Annotated in this window: 25 protein-coding genes; 8 read left to right on the top strand and 17 right to left on the bottom strand. The window is 62.2% G+C overall.

Going from position 1 to position 20,184, the window contains the following annotated elements; all coding sequences use genetic code 11:
• The first annotated feature begins 11 nt into the window (after nucleotides 1–11).
• The gene (locus V7650_RS18265; RefSeq protein ID WP_442955306.1) at nucleotides 12–398 is read left to right on the top strand and encodes a helix-turn-helix domain-containing protein; all 387 of its coding nucleotides are present in this window, start codon (nucleotides 12–14) and stop codon (nucleotides 396–398) included.
• A 108-nt stretch (nucleotides 399–506) separates the two neighbouring features.
• Here the strand turns inward: V7650_RS18265 and V7650_RS14270 are convergent, their stop codons facing one another.
• The 9 genes from V7650_RS14270 to V7650_RS14245 all read right to left on the bottom strand — a co-directional run bounded on the left by V7650_RS14270 (nucleotide 507) and on the right by V7650_RS14245 (nucleotide 5,380).
• Complete coding sequence (locus V7650_RS14270; protein ID WP_335656911.1) at nucleotides 507–929, bottom strand: hypothetical protein; 423 nt, start codon at nucleotides 927–929, stop codon at nucleotides 507–509.
• A gap of 67 nt (nucleotides 930–996) precedes the next feature.
• Nucleotides 997–1,212, bottom strand: coding sequence for a hypothetical protein (locus V7650_RS14265; RefSeq protein ID WP_335656910.1), 216 nt, complete (start codon nucleotides 1,210–1,212; stop codon nucleotides 997–999).
• Between the two features lie 58 nt (nucleotides 1,213–1,270).
• The gene (locus V7650_RS18260; protein WP_442955305.1) at nucleotides 1,271–1,558 is read right to left on the bottom strand and encodes a DUF2190 family protein; all 288 of its coding nucleotides are present in this window, start codon (nucleotides 1,556–1,558) and stop codon (nucleotides 1,271–1,273) included.
• Between the two features lie 3 nt (nucleotides 1,559–1,561).
• Complete coding sequence (locus V7650_RS18255; protein ID WP_442955304.1) at nucleotides 1,562–1,780, bottom strand: phage head-tail joining protein; 219 nt, start codon at nucleotides 1,778–1,780, stop codon at nucleotides 1,562–1,564.
• Nucleotides 1,780–2,007, bottom strand: a complete 228-nt coding sequence (locus V7650_RS18250) for a phage major capsid protein (RefSeq protein WP_442955311.1) — start codon at nucleotides 2,005–2,007, stop codon at nucleotides 1,780–1,782. The genes V7650_RS18255 and V7650_RS18250 overlap by 1 nt, the downstream gene beginning before the upstream one ends.
• Nucleotides 1,979–2,404 carry a phage portal protein gene (locus V7650_RS14260; protein ID WP_335656909.1) on the bottom strand — a complete coding sequence of 142 codons (426 nt, stop codon included), beginning with the start codon at nucleotides 2,402–2,404 and terminating at the stop codon, nucleotides 1,979–1,981. The genes V7650_RS18250 and V7650_RS14260 overlap by 29 nt, the downstream gene beginning before the upstream one ends.
• Nucleotides 2,319–3,950, bottom strand: a complete 1,632-nt coding sequence (locus V7650_RS14255) for an AAA family ATPase (RefSeq protein ID WP_335656908.1) — start codon at nucleotides 3,948–3,950, stop codon at nucleotides 2,319–2,321. The genes V7650_RS14260 and V7650_RS14255 overlap by 86 nt, the downstream gene beginning before the upstream one ends.
• Nucleotides 3,951–4,023: 73 nt before the next feature.
• Nucleotides 4,024–4,470 (bottom strand): hypothetical protein, encoded by a 447-nt coding sequence (locus V7650_RS14250; RefSeq protein ID WP_335656907.1) that lies wholly within the window; start codon nucleotides 4,468–4,470, stop codon nucleotides 4,024–4,026.
• A 55-nt stretch (nucleotides 4,471–4,525) separates the two neighbouring features.
• Complete coding sequence (locus V7650_RS14245) at nucleotides 4,526–5,380, bottom strand: nucleotidyltransferase family protein (RefSeq protein ID WP_335656906.1); 855 nt, start codon at nucleotides 5,378–5,380, stop codon at nucleotides 4,526–4,528.
• Nucleotides 5,381–5,609: 229 nt separating this feature from the next.
• Here V7650_RS14245 and V7650_RS14240 point away from each other — a divergent pair, with 229 nt between their 5' ends.
• Nucleotides 5,610–6,818 carry a hypothetical protein gene (locus V7650_RS14240; RefSeq protein WP_335656905.1) on the top strand — a complete coding sequence of 403 codons (1,209 nt, stop codon included), beginning with the start codon at nucleotides 5,610–5,612 and terminating at the stop codon, nucleotides 6,816–6,818.
• Here V7650_RS14240 and V7650_RS14235 read toward each other — a convergent pair.
• Both V7650_RS14235 and V7650_RS14230 read right to left on the bottom strand, forming a co-directional pair.
• Complete coding sequence (locus V7650_RS14235; protein ID WP_335656904.1) at nucleotides 6,808–7,941, bottom strand: TIGR03032 family protein; 1,134 nt, start codon at nucleotides 7,939–7,941, stop codon at nucleotides 6,808–6,810. The genes V7650_RS14240 and V7650_RS14235 overlap by 11 nt on opposite strands.
• A gap of 121 nt (nucleotides 7,942–8,062) precedes the next feature.
• The gene (locus V7650_RS14230; protein WP_335656903.1) at nucleotides 8,063–8,245 is read right to left on the bottom strand and encodes a DUF1674 domain-containing protein; all 183 of its coding nucleotides are present in this window, start codon (nucleotides 8,243–8,245) and stop codon (nucleotides 8,063–8,065) included.
• A gap of 85 nt (nucleotides 8,246–8,330) precedes the next feature.
• Here V7650_RS14230 and V7650_RS14225 point away from each other — a divergent pair, with 85 nt between their 5' ends.
• Nucleotides 8,331–9,230: a M48 family metalloprotease gene (locus tag V7650_RS14225; protein WP_335656902.1), complete on the top strand. Its 900-nt coding sequence runs from the start codon at nucleotides 8,331–8,333 to the stop codon at nucleotides 9,228–9,230.
• A gap of 57 nt (nucleotides 9,231–9,287) precedes the next feature.
• On the opposite strand, the gene V7650_RS14220 is transcribed toward V7650_RS14225, so the two are convergent.
• From V7650_RS14220 to V7650_RS14205, 4 genes are all read right to left on the bottom strand, one after another.
• A complete protein-coding gene (locus V7650_RS14220) occupies nucleotides 9,288–10,379 on the bottom strand; it encodes a hypothetical protein (protein WP_335656901.1) in 1,092 nt (363 codons plus the stop codon).
• Nucleotides 10,380–10,597: 218 nt separating this feature from the next.
• Nucleotides 10,598–10,873 carry a hypothetical protein gene (locus V7650_RS14215; RefSeq protein WP_335656900.1) on the bottom strand — a complete coding sequence of 92 codons (276 nt, stop codon included), beginning with the start codon at nucleotides 10,871–10,873 and terminating at the stop codon, nucleotides 10,598–10,600.
• 304 nt (nucleotides 10,874–11,177) lie between these two features.
• Complete coding sequence (locus V7650_RS14210; RefSeq protein ID WP_335656899.1) at nucleotides 11,178–12,290, bottom strand: hypothetical protein; 1,113 nt, start codon at nucleotides 12,288–12,290, stop codon at nucleotides 11,178–11,180.
• Nucleotides 12,287–12,553, bottom strand: a complete 267-nt coding sequence (locus V7650_RS14205) for a PadR family transcriptional regulator (RefSeq protein WP_335656898.1) — start codon at nucleotides 12,551–12,553, stop codon at nucleotides 12,287–12,289. The genes V7650_RS14210 and V7650_RS14205 overlap by 4 nt, the downstream gene beginning before the upstream one ends.
• Nucleotides 12,554–12,807: 254 nt before the next feature.
• On the opposite strand from V7650_RS14205, the gene V7650_RS14200 reads away from it, so the two are divergent.
• The 5 genes from V7650_RS14200 to V7650_RS14180 all read left to right on the top strand — a co-directional run bounded on the left by V7650_RS14200 (nucleotide 12,808) and on the right by V7650_RS14180 (nucleotide 18,734).
• Nucleotides 12,808–14,085, top strand: a complete 1,278-nt coding sequence (locus tag V7650_RS14200; protein ID WP_335656897.1) for an RsmB/NOP family class I SAM-dependent RNA methyltransferase — start codon at nucleotides 12,808–12,810, stop codon at nucleotides 14,083–14,085.
• Between the two features lie 120 nt (nucleotides 14,086–14,205).
• Nucleotides 14,206–14,868: a ribulose-phosphate 3-epimerase gene (gene rpe / locus V7650_RS14195; protein ID WP_335656896.1), complete on the top strand. Its 663-nt coding sequence runs from the start codon at nucleotides 14,206–14,208 to the stop codon at nucleotides 14,866–14,868.
• The gene (locus V7650_RS14190) at nucleotides 14,865–16,652 is read left to right on the top strand and encodes a heparinase II/III family protein (RefSeq protein ID WP_335656895.1); all 1,788 of its coding nucleotides are present in this window, start codon (nucleotides 14,865–14,867) and stop codon (nucleotides 16,650–16,652) included. Before rpe ends, V7650_RS14190 begins: the two co-directional genes overlap by 4 nt.
• 2 nt (nucleotides 16,653–16,654) lie before the next feature.
• On the top strand, nucleotides 16,655–18,247 hold the full coding sequence (gene purH, locus V7650_RS14185; protein ID WP_335656894.1) for a bifunctional phosphoribosylaminoimidazolecarboxamide formyltransferase/IMP cyclohydrolase: 1,593 nt from the start codon (nucleotides 16,655–16,657) through the stop codon (nucleotides 18,245–18,247).
• Nucleotides 18,248–18,443: 196 nt separating this feature from the next.
• Nucleotides 18,444–18,734: a DUF167 domain-containing protein gene (locus V7650_RS14180; protein WP_335656893.1), complete on the top strand. Its 291-nt coding sequence runs from the start codon at nucleotides 18,444–18,446 to the stop codon at nucleotides 18,732–18,734.
• A 373-nt stretch (nucleotides 18,735–19,107) separates the two neighbouring features.
• Here the strand turns inward: V7650_RS14180 and V7650_RS14175 are convergent, their stop codons facing one another.
• Both V7650_RS14175 and lspA read right to left on the bottom strand, forming a co-directional pair.
• Nucleotides 19,108–19,515, bottom strand: coding sequence for a DUF3035 domain-containing protein (locus V7650_RS14175; protein ID WP_335656892.1), 408 nt, complete (start codon nucleotides 19,513–19,515; stop codon nucleotides 19,108–19,110).
• Nucleotides 19,516–19,570: 55 nt separating this feature from the next.
• Nucleotides 19,571–20,098, bottom strand: a complete 528-nt coding sequence (lspA, locus tag V7650_RS14170; RefSeq protein ID WP_335656891.1) for a signal peptidase II — start codon at nucleotides 20,096–20,098, stop codon at nucleotides 19,571–19,573.
• Nucleotides 20,099–20,184: the final 86 nt, after the last annotated feature.

The raw sequence follows: 20,184 nt of genomic DNA, 5'->3' as shown, positions 1-20,184 counted from the left end.
GGAGACAAGCGATGACGATTAGGTCCCGCCTGACGAAGGGAAGAGATGGTTTCGGTAAACGTGTTGCATGGGAGCGGTCGCAGAACGGCTGGACCTTAGCGGACCTCGGGCGAAAGGTCGGAGTTTCCGGCACCTGCGTCTGGAATTGGGAAGAGGGAAACACACACCCCCGTCCCGGCAGTCTGTCGCGACTAGCGCAGGCGCTAAACGTATCCGCCGATCATCTACTCGAGGGCGAGGATGTGGAGGCCATCGCTGAGACTGATGATCGCAGCGCGGGTGAGCCAGATGCCCCGGTGTCGATGGCGGAACTAATCAACAGCTCTCGGGAAGCTATTGCTTCAGCAGCGGGTCTCCCATCATCAAAGGTGCGGATTACGCTCGATTATGGCGAATAAGCAATGCGGGAGACCTTTCCGGTTACCTTGCTGCGCGGGTGGCGATGCCGGGGCCATCGAATCGTTGACGATGGCCCCGACGGCCTGAACCTCGAGGAGGTTAGGTGCTTAGTGAAGGCCATATTTCCCGGCACCAATCGCGGCCATCGGTCGCGGGGCCACGACGCCCGGCTCGGAGCCGAGGTCCTCCGCGCGGTGCTTGATCCATAGCGTGGCTTCGGCGATTGCTTCGAGCGTTTTCTCCATCCGTAGCAATTCGCTGGCGCTATAACCTTCGCCGGGCTGGTCCTGTCCCCACAACAAACCACCGGAAAGATAATCGGCAATCAGCCAAATGTTTTCGAGTGCTATATCGACCGCCTGCTTCGTGTCCCCATAGGCGTCGAATGCATGGGCAATGCGACAACCGGCAAAGGCGGCAGCGAAGCCGTCCATCTTGTCGCCCCGGTCATTCCAGTGCCCTTCCGCAAGCTCCTCGAGCAGATAGACGATTTCGTCCGGCTCCCAATCCACGTACTCATTATTGGTCATATCAGTATCCTTCCTGTTCCTGTGATACATGGCGGCCCAGCCGCTCAGCCGGGCCGCCGTATTGCTTTCAATCCAGCCATCCCCGAATAAGCTCTTCGTCGCTGTCGGTAAGCGGCCGCGTCTCGGCTCGGATCAACAGCACGTCGCCTTGGGGCTCCCCGATTGTGCGCCCTGTCTTCCAAGTCGCTTCGGCAAACAGTCGCTGAACGAGCGACAATCCCTCGGGCGTGAGCGCCTCTCCGAAATGGTTGAACAACCGCTCGACCTTATGTGATACTTGCATTTGTCATTCTCCTTATTTTCACCGCCGGTTGGTGGTGTCAGGAGAGAATGGCAGGAGCTCAGGAAACTGCACTTGCCCTAATTCCGTACGGCGGAGCCGGACCACCTAAACGCCTTGCGGGAGACCTTGCGGGAGACCTTGGCCCAAGGCCATGTAGTGAGAAGCCCAAGGAACCTTGGCACGATAGGCGAAATATACCAACGGTATCGACATCCACGGGCGCGGCATTTTCTGCGTCACCATTTGCAATGCCGATGATTGAGCCGACTATGACGACATCACCGGAAATGATAGCCGCCGGAGCGGTCAGGGTGAGCGTATTGCCCGGTTGAACGTAGTTTTTCATGATTCAAAGTCCTTTGCTTGTTCGGAAAATGATAGATTTTGGCGGCGGTCCAACAATTAGCGAGTCAATCTCCCGGTCCACGGCGGCAAGAGCCGCTGCCATTTCCCGGTCAGATGAATAGTCAACCTGTTCGCCATTCTGGTCCCGGAAGGACCGAACGCCTTCCAAGCGCGCCTTAAATAGCTCTTCCCGCCATTTCTGGAGATCAGCCAAAGTTGCCATTACAGTTCATCCGCTCCCGGGTTGCGATAGGCACCGCGCCAATCAACCGCGCCACAACCAAAGTCGAGAACAACTCGGAACTCCCGGCCTAGAACCTCCCAGCCGTCACGGCTGGCAAGCTGTGGACCTTGAGCGGATGACAGATAAGCATATTCGAGAACAGGCGATGCAGCGGGGTCCGCAAAAATATACCAATCGTCAGCAGTCAAGTTGTAGGAATGCCTCACCACTTACGATCATCGAGCGGGCGACAGCGGATTGCAGTCCATAAAAATCGGTCAAACCGTCCATGTCGCAATCAGCTGCCCAGCCATTAAATGCAGATTGCAGCACCGGACGCAGTTCACGGTCGGGATGTTGCGGCGTCGGCATTATGCCAGCGCCGATTAGCGCGGTTGTCCACGCGGAAACGCCGCTAGCCATCCACGCATTGTTCTCAGTTGCATGGCGAGCCTTGCGAGCAATTAGCGCGCTTCCGGCAAGAGTCTCCGGCCCATAACTCCCAAAAGCTGCATTGCCACGTTGCCCAGATGCTGCGTCAAAGCGCCGCTGGAGCAAGTCGCGGGCAGCGGGGCGAGACAATCCGCGTCCGAATAAGCTGGAGCGCAACGTCCAGCGCACCATTGAGGACGCTATGCCCTCGTGGCGTGGAGCCTTCCGCTTTCGTTCCATGATGGATAAGTATGACAGCCGCCCCGTGGCACGTTAGCGAACGGGATATGCTAACAACCCGGTTCATAGCCGCCGCGTCGTTTTCCTCCAGATCGCGAAACGACATCGCCAGCGTGTCAATGAATATGAGCGCCGGACATTGGCTTGCGACAATCTCCCTGAGTTCCTTCAAATCGGGGCTGTCATCATTGAGCAGGTCGGAAACGCCGTCCACGACGTAAAAGTCCGGTGCATCACCGATATTTTGCCGGAGCGCCGTCACACGGCCCTTCATGCCGTGCGCGTCCTCAGCGGCAACATATAAGACCTTGCCCGGTTTAGTGCGCAATCCGAACGCCTCTTCGCCCCGTGCAACGTGGAATCCCAAATAAGGTGCGATAGTTGATTTGCCGCCGCCGGGTGCTCCGAATATGCAGGCGACGTCACCCGGCGCAATTAGGCGCTTAATGACATAACCTCGTGCCGGTGCATCTGCGCATTGGGCGGGGTTGAAAAGCTGGAGTCGTGATATCGACTTGGGCTTGTCCCAAGTTTTCGGATTCCAGCCGTAGTTCTTTGCCACGTCATAAATGCTTGCTCCGGTAGTCGGCTTGCCGCTGCCTTTGCCAAAGGACTCCCAGACCCTCTGCTGATCTGTGGCGTCATATTTGTCACTGGCAGCGCTCCAGTCGCTCCACAACTCAAAGCCGGGACCATCACCGTCAAACTCATAATGCAACGCTGCCCCGATTTTCAGCCATTGCTCCCGATCATCGCGAGCATCGGCTGGGATTGCATCCATCGCGCTTGTCAGCTTTTCGATATGCGGGGCGGGCCGCATATCCATATCGTCAAGTTCGGGGACGTGCCAAAAGTCATCATGATTTCCGATGTCATCGGCAATCGGCTCCGATTGACCTCGATAAGGTTTTCCGTTTTTGCCCAGTGCGCTTTTATCCAGTTGCTCCAGCGTGTCGATTGCAGCACCTTCAATCATGATTGTTTCCGGGACGGATTGCCCGTCCACGCCGCCATAATAGTAAGCCTGAGACAAATTGAACGATTCCGGTGCCAATGCGGCCCCTAGAACGCCATGCAACCGCGCACAAAGGCGTTCCCGATCAGTTGGCGGCAACGATTGCGATGTCGGGCATAGGATACGCCAGCGCGGTTTATCTGGAGTATGCGACGGGCTGGTATAGATCAGACCCGCGATGCCCGATTTGCGCAGCATCTGGGCAGCCTTAGCCGGGGATATAGTTTCCCCATCATAATCGCCTTCAACGCCCTCTATAGCTATAACATTGGCATTATGGCGCAATGAGCCTTTGCCAGTTTTTCGTTTGCCGAATGACGCTAACTTGAGCCAAGGCAATTCAGATTTTTGTGCGCCGGATCGTTTGACGATTTTAGGACCAAGCTCCCGGATGGTAACTTGATGCGCATAAACTTGCCGGGCGCTGGCGCTCTTAAAACGGCTCAGCGTAATCTGTCTGTCTAACACGCTACTAACACGCATAGTTTGCAAAAACCTTAGTTTTGCGTATCAGTTTTGCCCAGCTTTGCGCGTCTAAGCTGTTGTTTTGCTTGGTTTATGGTTTCCTTGCCAAGGTTGGGGTCGAGAGTTCGAATCTCTTCGCCCGCTCCAGTTTTTCGGAAAAAGCAAGCATGCGGCGCATGTCTGCCCGAAAAACTCCCCAGCGCAAGCGAAGGTGGCTTGCCCCAGATTGCCCCGCCTCATCACCCTGCGAGAATCGGCATTGCCGTCGCTCCACCAGTGCACCCTGCCGCAATCCACACCGCCTTCCCGGCGAAAAATCTTCGTCCGGACGGTTCTCCTCAAGCCTGGCAAAGTTGACACAAGTGACGTGATTATCCGGCGAGATTCGGTTGAACCGAAGACGGGCGTCGATGAACCGTTGCGATATCTGGCCGCCTGCAAGGTTGCCCGCCTTTGCCGCTCCCAGGGCGTTGCGCTTCGAACAGGCGGCTTCTTTATCACAGAGCGCTGCTTGTAGGAAAGCGGGTTCGCGGCGCAATCGCCCTGCGCAGGCCTCAACCTCTATGGGGCGCTCGGCAGACCAGCCGCCGGCCCTAGCCCTCCCGCCGTTCCAAGATCCCGGTGACCAGCGCCAGATCAGCCGGCTTGTCGACATCGATCGCCGCTTCCGCAAACGGCAATATGATCGGCTCGGCGCGGAGCGACAGGCTGTCGCCGGCGCGGGCCATCGCATCCTTGAAGCTGATCGTGCGGCTGAGCGCGCGGAGCAGCAGCCGGGGTCCGAAGCGGGCGAATATTTTCCAGCCCTTCTTGCGATCCTGTTCGACCGATGACCAGAAGGCGACCGCCGGTTTCGCCTCCTCATTGTAGAGGGCGAAGAGATTGGCGCCGCTATAGGCGCCGCCGCGGAATTTCAGCCAGGTGCGGCGAGCATCGGGATAAGCGGCCAGCATCGTCCGGCGCTCGACCACGCCGACCGCGACATTCTGGCCATTGTGCCCGGCAATGAAACTGTCGATGATTTCTCCGGTCAGCAGCGCATTGTCGGCGGTGGTCACCAGAACCGGCCAGGGGGCGCCGGCGGTGCCGACAATGGCGTGGACGCTGGTGGCGATGCCGTCACCCGATGCCACGAAGGCGATGTCGTCGCGCTCGGCCAGATCTGCGCCGAGGGCGAGCTTGAGGGCCTCGGCCGACTGGGCCATGACCACGACCCGCCCGACATGGCGCGAGGCCAGCAGCGCACGCACCACCCGTTCCAGCATCGTCTGGCCGGCGATCGGGATCAGTGCCTTGTAGAGAACGTTGGAAGCATCGGCCATCAGGTCGGGTCCCGGGCGCTGGCCGGCCATGATGATCGCGGTCCACAGCCTGTCTCCCGTGGCCGGGCCGGAAACGGACGCGTCGGGCCGGGGGCTCGAATCATCAACGGGGATCACGGTTTTCATGCTCATTTTCCATCGCAACCGGTGTAAAGGCGGTAGGCCCAAGCGCCTTAGCCGTCAGGCACGCCTTTGCAAAGCGGGACCCGCAAATATCGGTGCCGCAAGCGCACTATCTCTGCCCGGATGGTGACCGCGTGGACTTCTGCCTAAAACATGTCCAAGGACAGGACAGGGCGGAACGGTTCCGCCTTGGACCAGCGAACAAACGGGTCGGACATCCGATGGAAGCAGAATGACAACTGGAAAACCCGGCGACCGCCCGCGGATCGGCTTCTTGTTCAATCATGACGAACTGCACCAGGTCGCGCACACCGCCCCGATCATTTCGGCGCTGCAGCGGCAGGCGCCGGCGGCGAGTGTCGAGGTCATCACCTCCAGCGAACGGCAGGCCGAAGCGGTGCGCAGTTTTCTGGATCCGGCTTGCTCGCCACCGCTATTCCGGTCGATCCGGCCCGGCCGCGGCGCGCGCCTCGTCGAGGCCCTGCTCGGCAATATGGTGCCGCTCAACCGGCTCAGCAGCCTGAAGCGCGCGACCAGCCTGTTCCGCCAGTATGATGCGCTGGTGGTGCCGGAGACGACCACGACCTTTCTGAAGAAAAATGGCGGGCTTGACCGGCCCGCGCTAATCTTCTTTCCGCACGGGGCCGGCGACCGGTCGATCGGATTTTCGCCGGAAATCGCCCGGTTTGACCATGTCCTGCTGCCCGGCGCAAAGACCCGCGACCGGATGCTCGCCGCCGGGGTAATCCGTCCCGACCATCACAGCATCGTCGGCTATCCCAAGTTCGAGGTTTTTGGCGATCGCCCCCCGGTCCGGCTGTTCGCCAACGACCGGCCGACGGTGCTCTACAACCCGCATTTCGATCCCCTGCTTTCATCCTGGTTCCGCTTCGGCGAGCAGGTCCTCGACCATTTCGCGCAGCAGAGCGCCTATAACCTGATCTTCGCGCCGCACGTCATGCTGTTCCAGCGCCGGGTACTGGCCTCGGTCGAGCACCGCCTGTTGCGGTTCCGCCAGAGCATAGACCCGCGCTACGCCGCGCTGGACCATATGCATATCGACACCGGCAGCCCGCGGAGCGTCGACATGACCTATACCAATGCCGCCGACATCTATCTCGGCGATGTCAGCAGCCAGATCTACGAATTCATCCGGACCCCGCGCCCGGCGATTTTTCTCAATTCCCATGCCGCCGAATGGCGCGGCAATGCCAATTACGAACACTGGACGCTCGGCCCGGTGCTGGATGATATCGCCGATCTCGCGCCGACGCTGGCCGACGTCACACCGCTGCCCGAGACCTATCGGGCGGCACAGGCGCAGGCCTTTGCCTATTCCTTCGATATGGATCATCGCCAGCCGCCATCGCACCGCGCGGCGGCCGCGATCACCGAGTTTCTGATGCGGCCGAAACCGGACCAGCCGGGCCCTACGGGCTAGCCGGCTCGATCGTCAGGAAATCCCGGATCTCGACCGAGTTCGGGCCAAGCGTGATCGGATTTTTTACCCCCGGCAGCACGCAGATATCGAACAGTTCGGTGATCGCGCCCTCGAAGCGCAGCCAGTGGGCGAGCGCGCCGTCTTTCTGCGACACGATCTGGACGCCGCACCAGGCCTCGCGGTCCTTTTCCTTCAGCCGGTCATCCAGCGCCAGGCCCTCGAAATGCCCCTTGCGCGGTTTCGAAAGGGTGACAAAGGCATGATCCGCGTGAAAGGCAAGCCCGCGCAGAAAACCGGGGAACAACGCCAGCGGCACGAAGCGCTGGTCGTGTGGGTCCAGCCAGCCCAGTTCCCCGGTTCCGGAATTGAGCAGCCAGACCCGGCCCTCGTGGACCCGCGGGCTGTGCGGCATCGACAGCCCTTCGGCGATGATGCGGTTGCTTTCGACCTCAATGACCAGCCCGCCCGTGTCGCGGTCATCGCGCCAGCCGTTGGCGGTATCGCTGCGGGACACGGCGCTGACATATTTCGGCTTGCCGTCGACCATCGCCAGGCCGTTGAGATGGCAGCGATCCTCCGCGACCAGCGCGCTGATGAATTCGGGTTTCCATACCGGCTTGAAACTGTGGGTCAGGCTGGGCTCGCACAGGCAATTGTAGAGCGTGTTGACGAACAATATCCGGCCATTGGCCTGAATGCCGAGTTCGTGGATGTCGATATTACCGGTGGTCTGCAGGTTGCGCGGCACATAGACCTTGTCGTGCACCTCGTTGGCGCGCTGGCCGGGGGCGAGGACATTTTCCATCCGCACGATCTGGGTCAATGTGCCGAGATAGATGCGGTCGCCATTGCCGGTCAGGCCCATTGCCTGCGGATAGACCGCCTCGTGCAGCGCCATCTTGCCCTGCGGACCATGGCCGATCAGATAGAGCCGCCCGGTCTGGTAGGAGGTGAAGCCGAGCGCGATATTGTGGCTCGCCAGAAAGGCGGTGAGCCCGGGAGAGAAGCTGATATCGATGCTGCCGGTCTCGGCGGCGGCGGTCGGCGCGGCTTCGGTGGGGATATTCCGGTCTTCCGGCGCGACGGTTTCGACGTCTTCTGTGCCCGGCCTGTCCTTGCTCACAACATCGCTCCCGCTCTCCGATCGGCTCCGGTCAGCGATCCTTCCACAAAAGGATGGTGGGGCAAAGGCTTAAATGGTCCGGCCGCATCGCCCGTTGCCGTCGGTCCGGTTTCGCGGTGCGTCAGAAATCGACCGCGATGCCCTTGTGCTCCCAGTCGCCATAGCGGGTGGGCCCGCCTTTGCCGGTGATTTCATCGGCCTTCTCGAGGGGATCGGGCTCGGGCACCGGCTTGCTCCTGGAAAGATGCGCGGGCGCCTTGACGTGCGCCGGTCGCTCGCCCGGTTTTCTATCGCTTTCGGTCATATTTTTGCCTGTCCGCCAAATTGAATCGTCCCGCCTCTGATCTTATATTGAGGATGAACCAACCATATTCAAGCGGATAGAGACGATGAACTTCATGAAGACAGGCATGCTTTTGGCGGCGCTGACCGCGCTGTTCATGGCGATGGGCTATTCGCTGGGCGGCAGCGGCGGCGCGATCCTCGCGTTGCTGGTCGCGGCGGGGATGAACCTGTTCACCTACTGGAACGCCGACAAGATCGTGCTGAAAATGCACAATGCGGTGGAGGTGGACGCCGCCAGCCATCCCGAATATTACAACATGGTCCGCAATCTCGCGCAGCGGGCGCAGCTGCCGATGCCGAAGGTCTATATCGTTGACCAGGCGCAGCCCAATGCCTTTGCCACCGGCCGCGACCCCGAACATTCGGCGGTTGCCGCGACCACCGGCCTGCTCCAGATGCTCAGTCATGACGAGATCGAGGGCGTGATGGCGCACGAGCTTGGCCATGTGAAGAACCGCGATACGCTGATCATGACGATGGTCGCGACGATTGCCGGCGCGGTGTCGATGCTGGCCAATTTCGGCCTGTTCTTCCGCGACCGCAACGCCGGCATCGCCGGGCTGATGGCGGTGCTGATCGCACCCTTTGCGGCGATGATCGTGCAGATGGCGATCAGCCGCACCCGCGAATTCGGCGCCGACGCCGCGGCCGCTCGGATCAGCGGCAAGCCGCTGTCGCTGGCCTCTGCCCTGGCCAAGATTTCCGGCGTTGCCGCGCGCACGCCCAATCCGGTGGCCGAGCGCAACCCGGCGGCATCGCAGCTCTATATCGTGCCCGGCGGCGTGCGGCAGATGTTCTCCACCCATCCCGCGACCGAGGACCGCATCGCGGCGCTGCAGGCGATGGCAGATGGCGGTGGTTTTGACGGTGGCCCGGGCCGGTCTGGTGAGCCCGCAACCACGGGCCGGACGCGCAAGCCGAGCGCGCTCGATCCGACGCGCTAGTCTGCGGCGATCCCCGGTAGGGCGGCGGGACGTTCCGGTTGCCCGCGACTGTCAGGCTCAGTTGGTCAGGGCCCTGAATATCAGCGCCATCGACTCGGAAGGACCGAGCGTGGGAATTCCGGACGTGATGGTGGAACCGGTTACCGACCCGCCGCGCGGATCGCTTTCGTCGGTGCCGCTGGCGTTATCGTCTTCGACGTCCGCTGCCGCGCTGCAGCTGGTCCCTGAAACCATCGACGCGGCAACGTAGCTTACGGCCGCCGGCAACGGGATGGTTGCGACCACCGCCGTTGCCGGCCCGGTGCCGGCATTTGAAACGGTCATGCAATAGCGGACGCTGGCACCGGGAATGGCCTTAGGGTTCGACCCGGCATTGACCGGATCGCTCAACACATAGGACACGAGTGTCACCTGGATATCGGGCAGGCGGACCGGCCGCAAGGAAAGGACTCCCATTGCCCATCCCTGCACACGGTTGAGCGAGTAGCTCATGGCTGTTGTTGCCGAACCAGATTTTGTGCTTCCCGCACCGATGACGTCTGCCGCATTCAGGCGGTTCCACCTGCTTGTCTGCCCCGAGCCTGCCGTGACCGAATTGACGTTGTCGTCAGCAGAAATCGCTGCGAGAACCACTTCGTCGGGAGCGCTGGCTACGCTCGCAGAGGCGGTGAGGGAATTGGTGCCGCTGGCGAATTGCGATGCGGAAACCGGGTTCGTCTGGTCGACATTGGCGAACGAGATCGCGGCTCCGATTATAGCGGCAGTCCCGTCAAGCCGGACCGAGACGCTATTGGTCCCGGTGGGGGGAGCAACCAGACCCCAGACTTCCACCCTTGTGTCGCCACTCGCATCCGCGCTCGTCCCCAGGAAGGTCATGGCGCGGCCCGCGTAGCTCGCCGAAACCACACGGTCATTGTCCCGCTCGATGGCCATCGACAGGATGAGAAACCGGTTGCTGCCGCTGCCAACCGTGTGGTTCCAGTTGAACGTGGTGCCGCTATCCTCCAGCGTGCTGGCGGGATCTATGGCAATGCTCTGGGCATGGACGCGGTCCGCATCCAGCGCGAGCAGCAGGCAAAGCCATGCCGCAAGGGAAAGCACGTGGCTACCGAGTGCAGGCACGATGGAAGGGCCGCGTGTCCGTTTCATATTCATGGCGTCGACGGAACAATTGTTCGGGTTGCGGAGAGCGACAGGTTTGATAGCGATTGGCAGCCGATCTCACCGAGATGCTGGCGTTTTCGGGAGCCTTGCTGTCGATCTGCCGCGGCAGTCACCGGGGCCAGTGAAGCCCGGACTGTCTGGCCGGGAAGCACAGGCTGATACCGACAATCACGATCATCGAGGTGGGGATGAACCGAAATTCTCTACCGCACTTCTGTCGGGGATTCGGCGGTCAGTGGATCTTGACCGTGTCGCGACATCGCACGTTCGCGGGATGGTTTCTCATCTGCGCAATGCTGGCTGCTGGTCCAATTATATTCGCCGCCAACATGATAGACCAGTTCCACTTCGGAGCAGTGGACAGAAGGCATCGTGTCGGGGTCTTCCCAACTCACTTTGGAAGACGATTCAATATGTGGTGTAACAGTGGATGAAGCTATCATTAAAGAAGTAAGTTTCAATAATAATGATATACTCATTATATCGCCCTTTGTTGTATGATATTAGTTGGACAAGGCTTTTTCTGAACGGAGATATTGGTCTTTTCACAATGTTGAATGCCTCAAAGGCAGTGGCCAACCAACCTTTGAGACATTCCCCCCATGTCGCTCTGGCCTGCGATATGATTTTTCACGGCCTTTCCGGCTGGTTGTTAAGATCGACCGACGAAATTTTTCACCCGGCGTGGGTCAGAGGGCGGGACGGTCGAAGCGCTGGGGCAGCACGAGCTATCCGGCTCGGGCAAGGCCGGTCTGTTTCCCAAAGCCGGGTCGTCGAGCGCGGTCAGGTCGCGAACGAGGATATGCTGCTCCGCAGCGGGGGTGATGTCTCGTCAGAATTTGACGGATCATCCTGTAAACCAGCTTCCGTTGCGCGACCCTGCGGCAAGGGCTGCAGGAATAGCAGACTCAGGAAATAGCCGAGGATGGCGCTGGCTCCGTAGCCGACGACGGGCGTCGGATAGGCTCCGATCGCGGCGGCGGCGATCAGGGTCAGCCAGCTGCCGGCAAGGACATGTTGTGGGACGGTCCGCTGCGCCCCTGGCACGAACAGGATCGGGCAGACCAGCGTCAGGCAGCCGGCCCATAGCAGCAGCCCGACCCACGGACCGATGGCAAAGCCTGTCCATAATATATGGTCGACGAACGGAACCGCCGGCAGGCGGTCGGGCAGCAACAGGGTGATGGCAAGGGCGATCGCGCAGGCCATTGCCGTGCCGAAGGTGAGCCTTCCTGGCCGGAACAGGCCGACAAGCGCGACCGCGACGAACAGCATGACCGCCATCGCCCGGTCGGGCTGAATCGCCATGGCGGCGGCGGTCAGCACCATTGCCGTGGCCGTTGCCGGATTTTGCAGCCTGGCAAAGCCGGTCACCAGGATCGGCAGGAGGATGAGGCTGGTCTGGATGAAAAAGGGACCGATCGCCAGCCACCGCCGGGCCTCCTCCACGGCATGACCGAATGTCGCGGTTCCCAGCAGGATGAGGGCGCCGGCGAACGCGACGCCCATAATGACCTGATCGTTGATCCGGACCGAAGCGCGCAGGCCGAGAGCAAAGAACAGGCCGATCAGGATCGCCGCGCCGTTGACGGTCACCATCGTCAGCGGCGCGCCGGCGATCAGGAGATAGGAAAGGCCGACGAGTCCTCCCGCCAATCCGCATCCCAATGTCAAAATCGAGAATCTGTCCGTCACTAGCCCGCTCCCTATCCTTCTTGCCCAAATTTCCTGCTCGAGTTGAAAGCGGGCGCAGGCAACCAGGCAGCCGAGCGCAAAATGGGTCGCGGCCCTTCGGTCCTCGATTGCCGCGATCTCCGCGACCATCGCCTGCGCCCAGCTCCTGCGATGACCTGGGGCCAGCCACAGGACCATGCGCTGCAGGGCGCGCCGGCTCATGTCGGTTTCGCCCGCAGTGCCGGCTGCGGCCTGCCGCGGTCGTCCCGGGCGAGATCGGTCGCCAGCGCCCGGCCCGAGTCGGTCAGCCTGTACATATGGCGGGGAGGGTGGCCGTCGACCGGCGCTTCCTGCCATTGCGATTCCAGCAGCGCCTGGTCTGCCAGCCGCGCCAGCATCGGATAGAGCGTGCCCGGCTTGATGCCGGTGACCTGCATGATTTCATACCCATGCAGGCTGTCCGAAGCATCGAGCAAGGCGGTCAATGCCAGTCTGGTAGCCTTTGATGGAGCGCGCTGTTTTCGCATGACGATTTATATCGATATATATCGACTTAATGTCAACCGGATTGATGGCGGCTTCGCGCCCATCGCCTGGAGCGGGAGGCATGCAGCGATTCCCGTCCCTCCGGTTCCCGGCGTTTCATTGCAAAAGCTTGATCGAAACGCGGGAAGGTCTATGCGGTGCGGCAGCGCGAGCCATCCGGGTTCTCGATCTAAAGCCGTCGTGGAATCGAACAATGAACCAGCCCAATAACGCCATCCCCGGTCTCGCCACGCGCCAGTCCGCCATTCGCCTGCTCGACGCGGTCTGCCGGCGCGGAGAGACGCTGGACCAGGCGATGCCTGCTGCCACAGGCAAGCTTTCCAATCCGTCGGACAAGGCGCTGGCCCACAATATCGCCGCCAATGTGCTGCGCTGGATGACCGCGCTCGACGCGATGATCGACAGCGCCACCCGCAACCGGCTGGCCGACGATGCCAAGCCGCGGATGGCACTGCGGATCGCGCTGGCGCAGGTGCTGATCCTGGATACGCCGCAGCATGCTGCAATCTCGACCGCTCTGCCGCTGGTCCATGGCGGCCCGCGCCGGCTGGTCCACGGCGTATTCTCGACCGTCATGCGCGGCGTCGAATCGGGCGCGCTGAAACTGCCCGAATTTCCCGAAATTCCCGGAGAAACGCTGGACCGCTGGACACAGAATTGGGGAGAGGATGTCGCGCTTGCGGCCAATGCAGCCTGGGCCAGGCCCGCGCCGCTGGATCTCGGCTTCCGGACCGACGACGTCGGCGCGCTCGAAGGCGTGCAGCTGGCCCCGAAACATCTTCGGATGCTGCCAAATCTTCCGGTCACCGGCCTGGCCGGCTTCGATGAAGGGCAGTTCTGGGTGCAGGATCTGGCAGCCTCGATCCCCGCGCGGCTGTTCGGAGAGGGGAACGGCAAGACGATCCTGGATCTCTGCGCCGCGCCCGGCGGCAAGACCATGCAGCTGGCCAGCAACGGCTGGAACGTGGTCTCGGTCGACAGCAGCGCCAAAAGAATGGAGCGTTTTCGGGACAATCTGAACCGCACCGGCTTGCAGGCCGAGGAAGTGATCGCCGACCTGATGCAGTGGCAGCCGGCCGAGCCCGCCGATGCCATCCTGCTCGACGCGCCGTGCAGCGCCACCGGCATCTACCGCCGCCACCCCGATGTGCTGCACTGCATCGGCGCCCGCCAGATCGCCGACCGGGCCGAGACACAGCGCGCGCTGCTCGACCGGATCGCACCATGGGTCAAGCCGGGCGGGACGCTGGTCTACGCTGTCTGCTCGCTGGAACCCGAGGAAGGCGAGGAGCAGATCGAGGCTTTCCTGGAGCGTCACGGCGAGTTTGCCATCGACCCGGTCGCCGCCGACGCGCTGCCCGAGGGGCTGCTGCCGACCGATGACGGTTGCGTCCGGACGTTGCCGACGACGCTGGCCGAAGCCGGTCATGTCGACGGTTTCTTCATCGCCCGTCTGGTCCGCAAATCCTGATATTCTACATATTGTGAACCTGTCCCCAATCTGTCCACAAGGGACTGTGGCACCATCGGATTAGCGCCTTGCCTGCCGGGTCCAAAAATTCTAGGGCCGGAACAAGTTTAAGGAAGCGCCATGTCCGACAGCATTCGTATCGCCCCGTCCATACTCTCCGCCGATTTTGCCCGTCTGGGTGAAGAGGTGCAGGCCATCGACCGGGCCGGCTGCGACTGGATTCATGTCGACGTGATGGACGGCCATTTCGTGCCCAATATCACCATCGGCCCGGCGGTCGTGAAGGCACTGCGTCCGCACAGCGCCAAGCCGTTCGACGTTCATCTGATGATCTCCCCCGTCGACCAGTATCTCGAGGCCTTCGCCGACGCCGGCGCCGACATCATCTCCTTCCATCCCGAAGCCGGCCCGCATCCGCACCGCACGGTGCAGACGATCCAGGCGCTCGGCAAGCAGGCCGGCGTGGTGCTCAACCCGGCGACGCCGCTCGACATGCTCGACTATCTGATCGAGGATCTCGACCTGATCCTGGTGATGAGCGTCAACCCTGGTTTCGGCGGACAGAGCTTCATCGACAGCCAGCTGCGCAAGATCGAGGCGATCCGCAGCCGCATCACCGCCACCGGCAAGGACATCCGGCTGGAAGTGGACGGCGGCATCGATCTCGCCACCGCCCCCAGGGCGATTGCCGCCGGTGCCGACACTTTGGTCGCCGGGACGGCCACCTTCCGCGGCGGTCCCGACCATTATGCCGCCAATATTGCCGGCCTGAGGGGTGAATGACCACGGGGAGCGCTGACCGGCTGGATCTGGGCGACAGCGACCCCGACGATCCGGCCACCCACGACGAGAATGACAGCGCGCCAGAGGGGCGAAGCCTCACGCTGCGCCACGACCGCGACCGCGGCCAGTCGCTCGCCGAGCAGGCGGCGATGCTCTATTATCGGCTGACGTGGCGGATGCCGATGCACCGGTTGCGCCTGTCGGGGAAATTGCCGCTGCGGCTGCTCGCCGTGCCGGTCGATCCGGTCGAGGGCGACCGGGTGCAGGGCATGGCGGTGCGCGCCGGCCATTTCCTGTTCCGCGGGCTCAAGAAGACGCACGAGAATATCGACTTTGCCAACCTCCGGCTGCCGCCCCAGTTCGAGGACTATGTCCACCGCTTCCAGTGGCTGCGCGACCTGGATACCGCCGCGTCCCGCGACCAGGCGGTGCCGGTGGCGGAACAGCTGGTCAGCCAGTGGCTCGATGCCAATGGCGCGGTCATCCGCCAGCCCGCGTGGCGGCCTGACAATTGCGGCTGGCGGCTGATGATCTGGGCCAGCCACGCGCCGCTGATCCTGTCTTCCCGTGACCTGATCTACCGCTCCAAGCTGCTCAACCATATCGCCCGCACCGCGCGCCATCTCGACCGCACCGCCGACAAGGCGGAATCCAGCCTCGGCCGGCTGGTGGCGTGGAGCGGGGTGGTCGCCGCATCGCTGCTGCTGCCCGAAGGCCGCGTCCGCCAGATCGTCGGCGAGGCCGGACTGCAAAAGGCGATGGGCGAATTTTTCTTTGCCGATGGCGGATCGGTCTCGCGCTCGCCGCTCAACCAGATCGACGCGGTGATCCTGCTGTCGATGCTGAAACAGGTCTATCTGGCCCGCAACGAGGACCCGCCGGCCTTTCTCGAGGAAGCGCTCAACCAGGCGGTGCCGCCGCTGACCGCGCTGACTCATTTTGATGGGACCATGGGCAACTGGCAGGGCAGCGGCGCCACGTCCGCCGAACAGGTGGCGCAGGTGGTAGAGGCCAGCGGCGTGCGCGCCCGGCCGCTGCGGCAGGCCCGCGATTGGGGCTATCAGCGCGTGGCTTCCGGACGATCAGTGCTGATCCTCGACGCCGCGCCGCCGCCGATCGCGCGCATGGCGGTAGCCGGCTGCGCCTCGACCCTGGCATTTGAATTTTCCAACGGCGACTGCCGGATCATCAGCAATTGCGGCGGTGCCGGGCTGGTCGGCGCGACCATTCCGGCGGCACTGGCGCGCGGTCTGCGCACCACCGCCGCCCACAGCACGCTTTGCGTCGCCGACAGCAACAGCACCTCGATCCTCCCCGAAGGCAAGCTTGGCCGAGGTGTCAACGAGGTCGAGCTTTTCCGCCGCGATGTCGAGAACGCGACCCGGCTGGAAGCCAGCCACGACGGCTATGCGCGCCGCTTCGGCCTTGTCCACAAGCGGCTGCTGCTCATGCGCTCGGATGGTCTCGAGCTGCGCGGCGAGGACATGCTGATCCCCGACGGCAAGAAGCGCCGGCGTCGCAAGGAGGATATACCCTATGCGCTGCGCTTCCATCTCGGACCCGATATCGAAAGCGACCTGATTTCCGAAGGCAAGGGCGTGCTCTTGCGTTTGGCGGACGGCAATCTATGGCAGTTCCGCTCGACCAGCGGAGACATTCAACTGGAAGAAAGCGTCTGGGTCAACGGCATGGGCATTGGCCATGACGTCCGGCAGATGGTAATTTCCGGAACAGTGGGCAGGGGTGGCGGTGCCACCGGCTGGCTGCTCAAACATATGGGGTAAGAATGACAGAGAATATCAAAATCAAGCGCGCCTTGTTGTCGGTTTCGGACAAGAGCGGCCTGGCCGAACTCGGCCAGCAGCTGGCGGCGATGGGCGTGGCCCTGATCTCGACCGGCGGTACCGCCAAGGCCCTGCGCGAAGCCGGGCTCGAGGTCGCGGACATCAGCGACGTCACCAATTTCCCCGAGATGATGGACGGCCGGGTCAAGACCCTGCATCCCAAGGTCCACGGCGGCCTGCTCGCCCGGCGCGACGATCCCGGCCACGTCGCCTCGATGGAGGAACATGACATCGCCGGCATCGACCTGGTGATCGTCAATCTCTACCCCTTCGCCCAGACCGTCGCCAGGGGCGCCGGGCGCGACGAGATTATCGAGAATATCGATATCGGCGGCCCGTCGATGGTGCGCAGCGCCGCCAAGAATCACGATTTCGTCACCATCGTCACCGACCCGTCGGATTATGCCACCCTGCTCTCCGAGCTTCAGCAGAATGACGGCGGCACCTCGCTGGCCTTCCGCAAGAACATGGCTGCCAAGGCCTTTGCCGCGACCGCCAGCTATGACGGCATGATCGCCCAGTGGTTCGGTTTCGCCGACCAGGGCAAGATGTTCCCCGATACGCTGCCGCTCACCATGAGCCGCCCGGTCGAGCTGCGCTACGGCGAAAATCCGCACCAGAGCGCCGCTCTCTATCTGCCCGACGGCCCCTCGGCCCGCGGCATCGCCCAGGCCGAGCAGCTGCAGGGCAAGGCGCTCAGCTACAACAATTACAACGATGCCGACGCGGCGCTGGAGCTGGTCAGCGAATTTCGCGACGGCCCGCCGACCGTGGTCATCGTCAAGCACGCCAATCCCTGCGGCGTCGCCAGCGCCGACAGTATCGTCGAGGCCTATCAGGCGGCGCTCGCGTGCGACAGCGTCTCGGCCTTCGGCGGCATCATCGCGGTCAACCGGCCGCTCGATGCGGCGGCGGCGGAAGCGATGACCGGCATCTTCACCGAAGTCGTCTGCGCGCCCGATGCCGACGATGAGGCCAAGGCCATTTTCGCGAAGAAGAAGAACCTGCGCCTGTTGCTGACCGGCGAGCTGCCCGATCCGGCGCGGACCGGCATGAACGTGAAGAATATCGCTGGCGGCTATCTGCTGCAGAGCCGCGACAATGGCCAGGTCTCGCAAGATGAGCTGACATGCGTCACCAAGCGCCAGCCGAGCGACCAGGAACTGGCCGACTGCCTGTTCGCCTGGACGGTCGCCAAGCATGTCAAGTCCAACGCCATCGTCTATGCCAAGGGCGGCGCCACTGCGGGTGTCGGCGCGGGACAGATGAACCGCCTCGAATCGGCGCGCATCGCTGCCTGGAAAGCCCGCGATGCCGCGGAGAAAGCCGGCTGGGACGAGGCCCGCACGATCGGCTCCTCGGTCGCCTCCGACGCCTTCTTCCCCTTCGCCGACGGCCTGATGGCCGCGGTCGAGGCGGGCGCGACCGCGGTGATCCAGCCCGGCGGCTCGATCCGCGACGACGAGGTGATCGCCGCGGCGGACGAAGCCGGCCTCGCGATGCTGTTCACCGGCATGCGGCATTTCCGGCATTAGGTAATTTTACCTTCTCCCTTAAGGGAGAAGGATATGAAGGCTTATGAGCGGAGCGAATTAGGCGCAGTTGGATGAGGGTGCACTGCTCTTCGGATTGAAGAACACCCTCATCCAACGCCGGCTAATCCGCTTCGCGAATAAGCCTCTGTATCCTTCTCCCTCACGTGAGAAGGAACCGCATCAGTCAGGTATGATAATGGCCAAGAAAACCCTGTTCTCGCCTCGCGAAGAAATATTGTCGCTCGTCAGTGGCGGTGAGCTGACCGTCAAAGTCACCCCGAATGCGGGAGAAAATAGCATCAGCATGCCGGACAAGAATGGGCCATGCGGCATATTGCTGGTCCGCGTTACCGCTACACCAGAGGATGGGAAAGCCAATGCGGCCGTTTTGAAACTGCTGTCCAAGGCGCTCGGGCTGCCCAAGACATCGCTCGCAATTGTCCGGGGCGGCAATGCAAGAACCAAGACAATCGCTATTCCCGATTGATACGGGCACCGGGTCTTTTTCCGTCATCAAACTGGTTGCGCAGACTCGCAAACTTGTTTGCTAGTCGTAGCTGGGTGAGGGTGTACGACACTCCAGAGGGCAGAACACCCTCATCCAAGTCCGGCTAATTCGCTTCGCTCATAAGCCTCCCTATCCTTCTCCCTCACGGGAGAAGGTTTGGATAGGCAGGAACCCGTGCCCGTGCGCAGGGTCAAGCGAGGCGCGTGACTCGTTTGACGGCCCATCTCCTGAACCACAGTCTTCATGCGTTATCTATGGAATAACATTCTGCCGGCTCAAGCACCGAAGCCCTTCAGCCAGATTCACCTACCTTGATGACACTGGATGGACCCCTGCCTGTGCAGGGGAACGACTATTCCGGTACGGCCGCCTGGGCGTTTTGGCCGTCGCCTTCCGGTGCGGCGATGATGTCGCGGGTGACGCTGCCCTTGTCGACCGTATAGGTATCGGGATCACCGACCGAGGAGCGGATGCCGGCATCGGCTTCGCCGGCCTGTCCGACCACCGCCGATTCGGTGATGCTGCGCGCCTGCGGGCCGCCGAACAGGGCTTCCAGCGTCTGCTGCTGCACGCCGCCGGTCTGGGGTCTTGGCTGGCCGGGCTGCGGCGGGACCAGCGTGAAATCGGGCGGGATAACCAGCGGCGGCTGGCGCGAAACGGCGAATTCATCGGGCCGGTCACGGTCGAACAGCCCGCTCGAGCCGCAGGCGGTCAGGCTGGCCAGCGAAACAAGGCTGATGGCGACGGTCGATTTACGCATGATATTGTCCCTCAAAAATCTCTTGTGGAGCCTGATAGCGCGCTCCTGACACAGGTCAACTTTCGTCAAGCTGAACATTGTCTTTTGTCTCGCCCGTCTTTTCGCGGATTAGCAGCGCCCGTGCAAGCAGGATTACGACGCCGATGCTGATGCAGGCGTCGGCCAGGTTGAAAATCAGGAATGGCCGGAAATCGCCGACATGCAGGTCGGCAAAATCGGCGACATAGCCGAGCCGCGCGCGGTCGACGATATTGCCCATCGCCCCGCCGAGGATCATGCCGAGCGCGACAATGTCCCATTTGGCCCTTTCCCGGTTCATCCAGACAAACACCGCGATGCCGATCAGCCCGGTCAGCGCGACCAGCGCCCAGCGCTGGAAATCGGTGGAGGCGGTCAGGAAGCCCATCGACACGCCGTAATTTTCCGCCCAGGTCAGGTTGAAAAAGGGCACCAGCTCGATCTGTCCGCGCGCCGGCAGCTGCAGCAGCTGCATGACGCCAAACTTGCTCGCCTGGTCGAGGACAAAGATCAGAAAGGCGATGATCAGGCCGGCGCGGCGGTATTTGGTGATTTGGTCGGTCATATCATATTCCGTTCGTGCGGAGCGCAGTCGAGACACAGGGGCAGGGCCAGCAGCGTCATTGCGAGGAGCCGCAGGCGACGCGGCAA

The sequence above is a fragment of the Parasphingorhabdus sp. genome (assembly GCF_036964565.1).
In the GTDB taxonomy this organism is placed as follows: domain Bacteria; phylum Pseudomonadota; class Alphaproteobacteria; order Sphingomonadales; family Sphingomonadaceae; genus Parasphingorhabdus.
This window is presented reverse-complemented; position numbering and strand designations above follow the sequence as displayed.

Bases quoted from the DNA above. Each gene is read 5' to 3' on its own strand.
- V7650_RS18265 (WP_442955306.1), top strand. From the start codon at position 12: ATGACGATTAGGTCCCGCCTGACGAAGGGAAGAGATGGTTTCGGTAAA.
- V7650_RS14270 (WP_335656911.1), bottom strand. From the start codon at position 929: ATGACCAATAATGAGTACGTGGATTGGGAGCCGGACGAAATCGTCTAT.
- V7650_RS14265 (WP_335656910.1), bottom strand. From the start codon at position 1,212: ATGCAAGTATCACATAAGGTCGAGCGGTTGTTCAACCATTTCGGAGAG.
- V7650_RS18260 (WP_442955305.1), bottom strand. From the start codon at position 1,558: ATGAAAAACTACGTTCAACCGGGCAATACGCTCACCCTGACCGCTCCG.
- V7650_RS18255 (WP_442955304.1), bottom strand. From the start codon at position 1,780: ATGGCAACTTTGGCTGATCTCCAGAAATGGCGGGAAGAGCTATTTAAG.
- V7650_RS14260 (WP_335656909.1), bottom strand. From the start codon at position 2,404: ATGGTGCGCTGGACGTTGCGCTCCAGCTTATTCGGACGCGGATTGTCT.
- V7650_RS14255 (WP_335656908.1), bottom strand. From the start codon at position 3,950: ATGCGTGTTAGTAGCGTGTTAGACAGACAGATTACGCTGAGCCGTTTT.
- V7650_RS14245 (WP_335656906.1), bottom strand. From the start codon at position 5,380: ATGAAAACCGTGATCCCCGTTGATGATTCGAGCCCCCGGCCCGACGCG.
- V7650_RS14240 (WP_335656905.1), top strand. From the start codon at position 5,610: ATGACAACTGGAAAACCCGGCGACCGCCCGCGGATCGGCTTCTTGTTC.
- V7650_RS14230 (WP_335656903.1), bottom strand. From the start codon at position 8,245: ATGACCGAAAGCGATAGAAAACCGGGCGAGCGACCGGCGCACGTCAAG.
- V7650_RS14225 (WP_335656902.1), top strand. From the start codon at position 8,331: ATGAACTTCATGAAGACAGGCATGCTTTTGGCGGCGCTGACCGCGCTG.
- V7650_RS14220 (WP_335656901.1), bottom strand. From the start codon at position 10,379: ATGAAACGGACACGCGGCCCTTCCATCGTGCCTGCACTCGGTAGCCAC.
- V7650_RS14215 (WP_335656900.1), bottom strand. From the start codon at position 10,873: ATGAGTATATCATTATTATTGAAACTTACTTCTTTAATGATAGCTTCA.
- V7650_RS14210 (WP_335656899.1), bottom strand. From the start codon at position 12,290: ATGAGCCGGCGCGCCCTGCAGCGCATGGTCCTGTGGCTGGCCCCAGGT.
- V7650_RS14200 (WP_335656897.1), top strand. From the start codon at position 12,808: ATGAACCAGCCCAATAACGCCATCCCCGGTCTCGCCACGCGCCAGTCC.
- rpe (WP_335656896.1), top strand. From the start codon at position 14,206: ATGTCCGACAGCATTCGTATCGCCCCGTCCATACTCTCCGCCGATTTT.
- V7650_RS14190 (WP_335656895.1), top strand. From the start codon at position 14,865: ATGACCACGGGGAGCGCTGACCGGCTGGATCTGGGCGACAGCGACCCC.
- purH (WP_335656894.1), top strand. From the start codon at position 16,655: ATGACAGAGAATATCAAAATCAAGCGCGCCTTGTTGTCGGTTTCGGAC.
- V7650_RS14180 (WP_335656893.1), top strand. From the start codon at position 18,444: ATGGCCAAGAAAACCCTGTTCTCGCCTCGCGAAGAAATATTGTCGCTC.
- V7650_RS14175 (WP_335656892.1), bottom strand. From the start codon at position 19,515: ATGCGTAAATCGACCGTCGCCATCAGCCTTGTTTCGCTGGCCAGCCTG.
- lspA (WP_335656891.1), bottom strand. From the start codon at position 20,098: ATGACCGACCAAATCACCAAATACCGCCGCGCCGGCCTGATCATCGCC.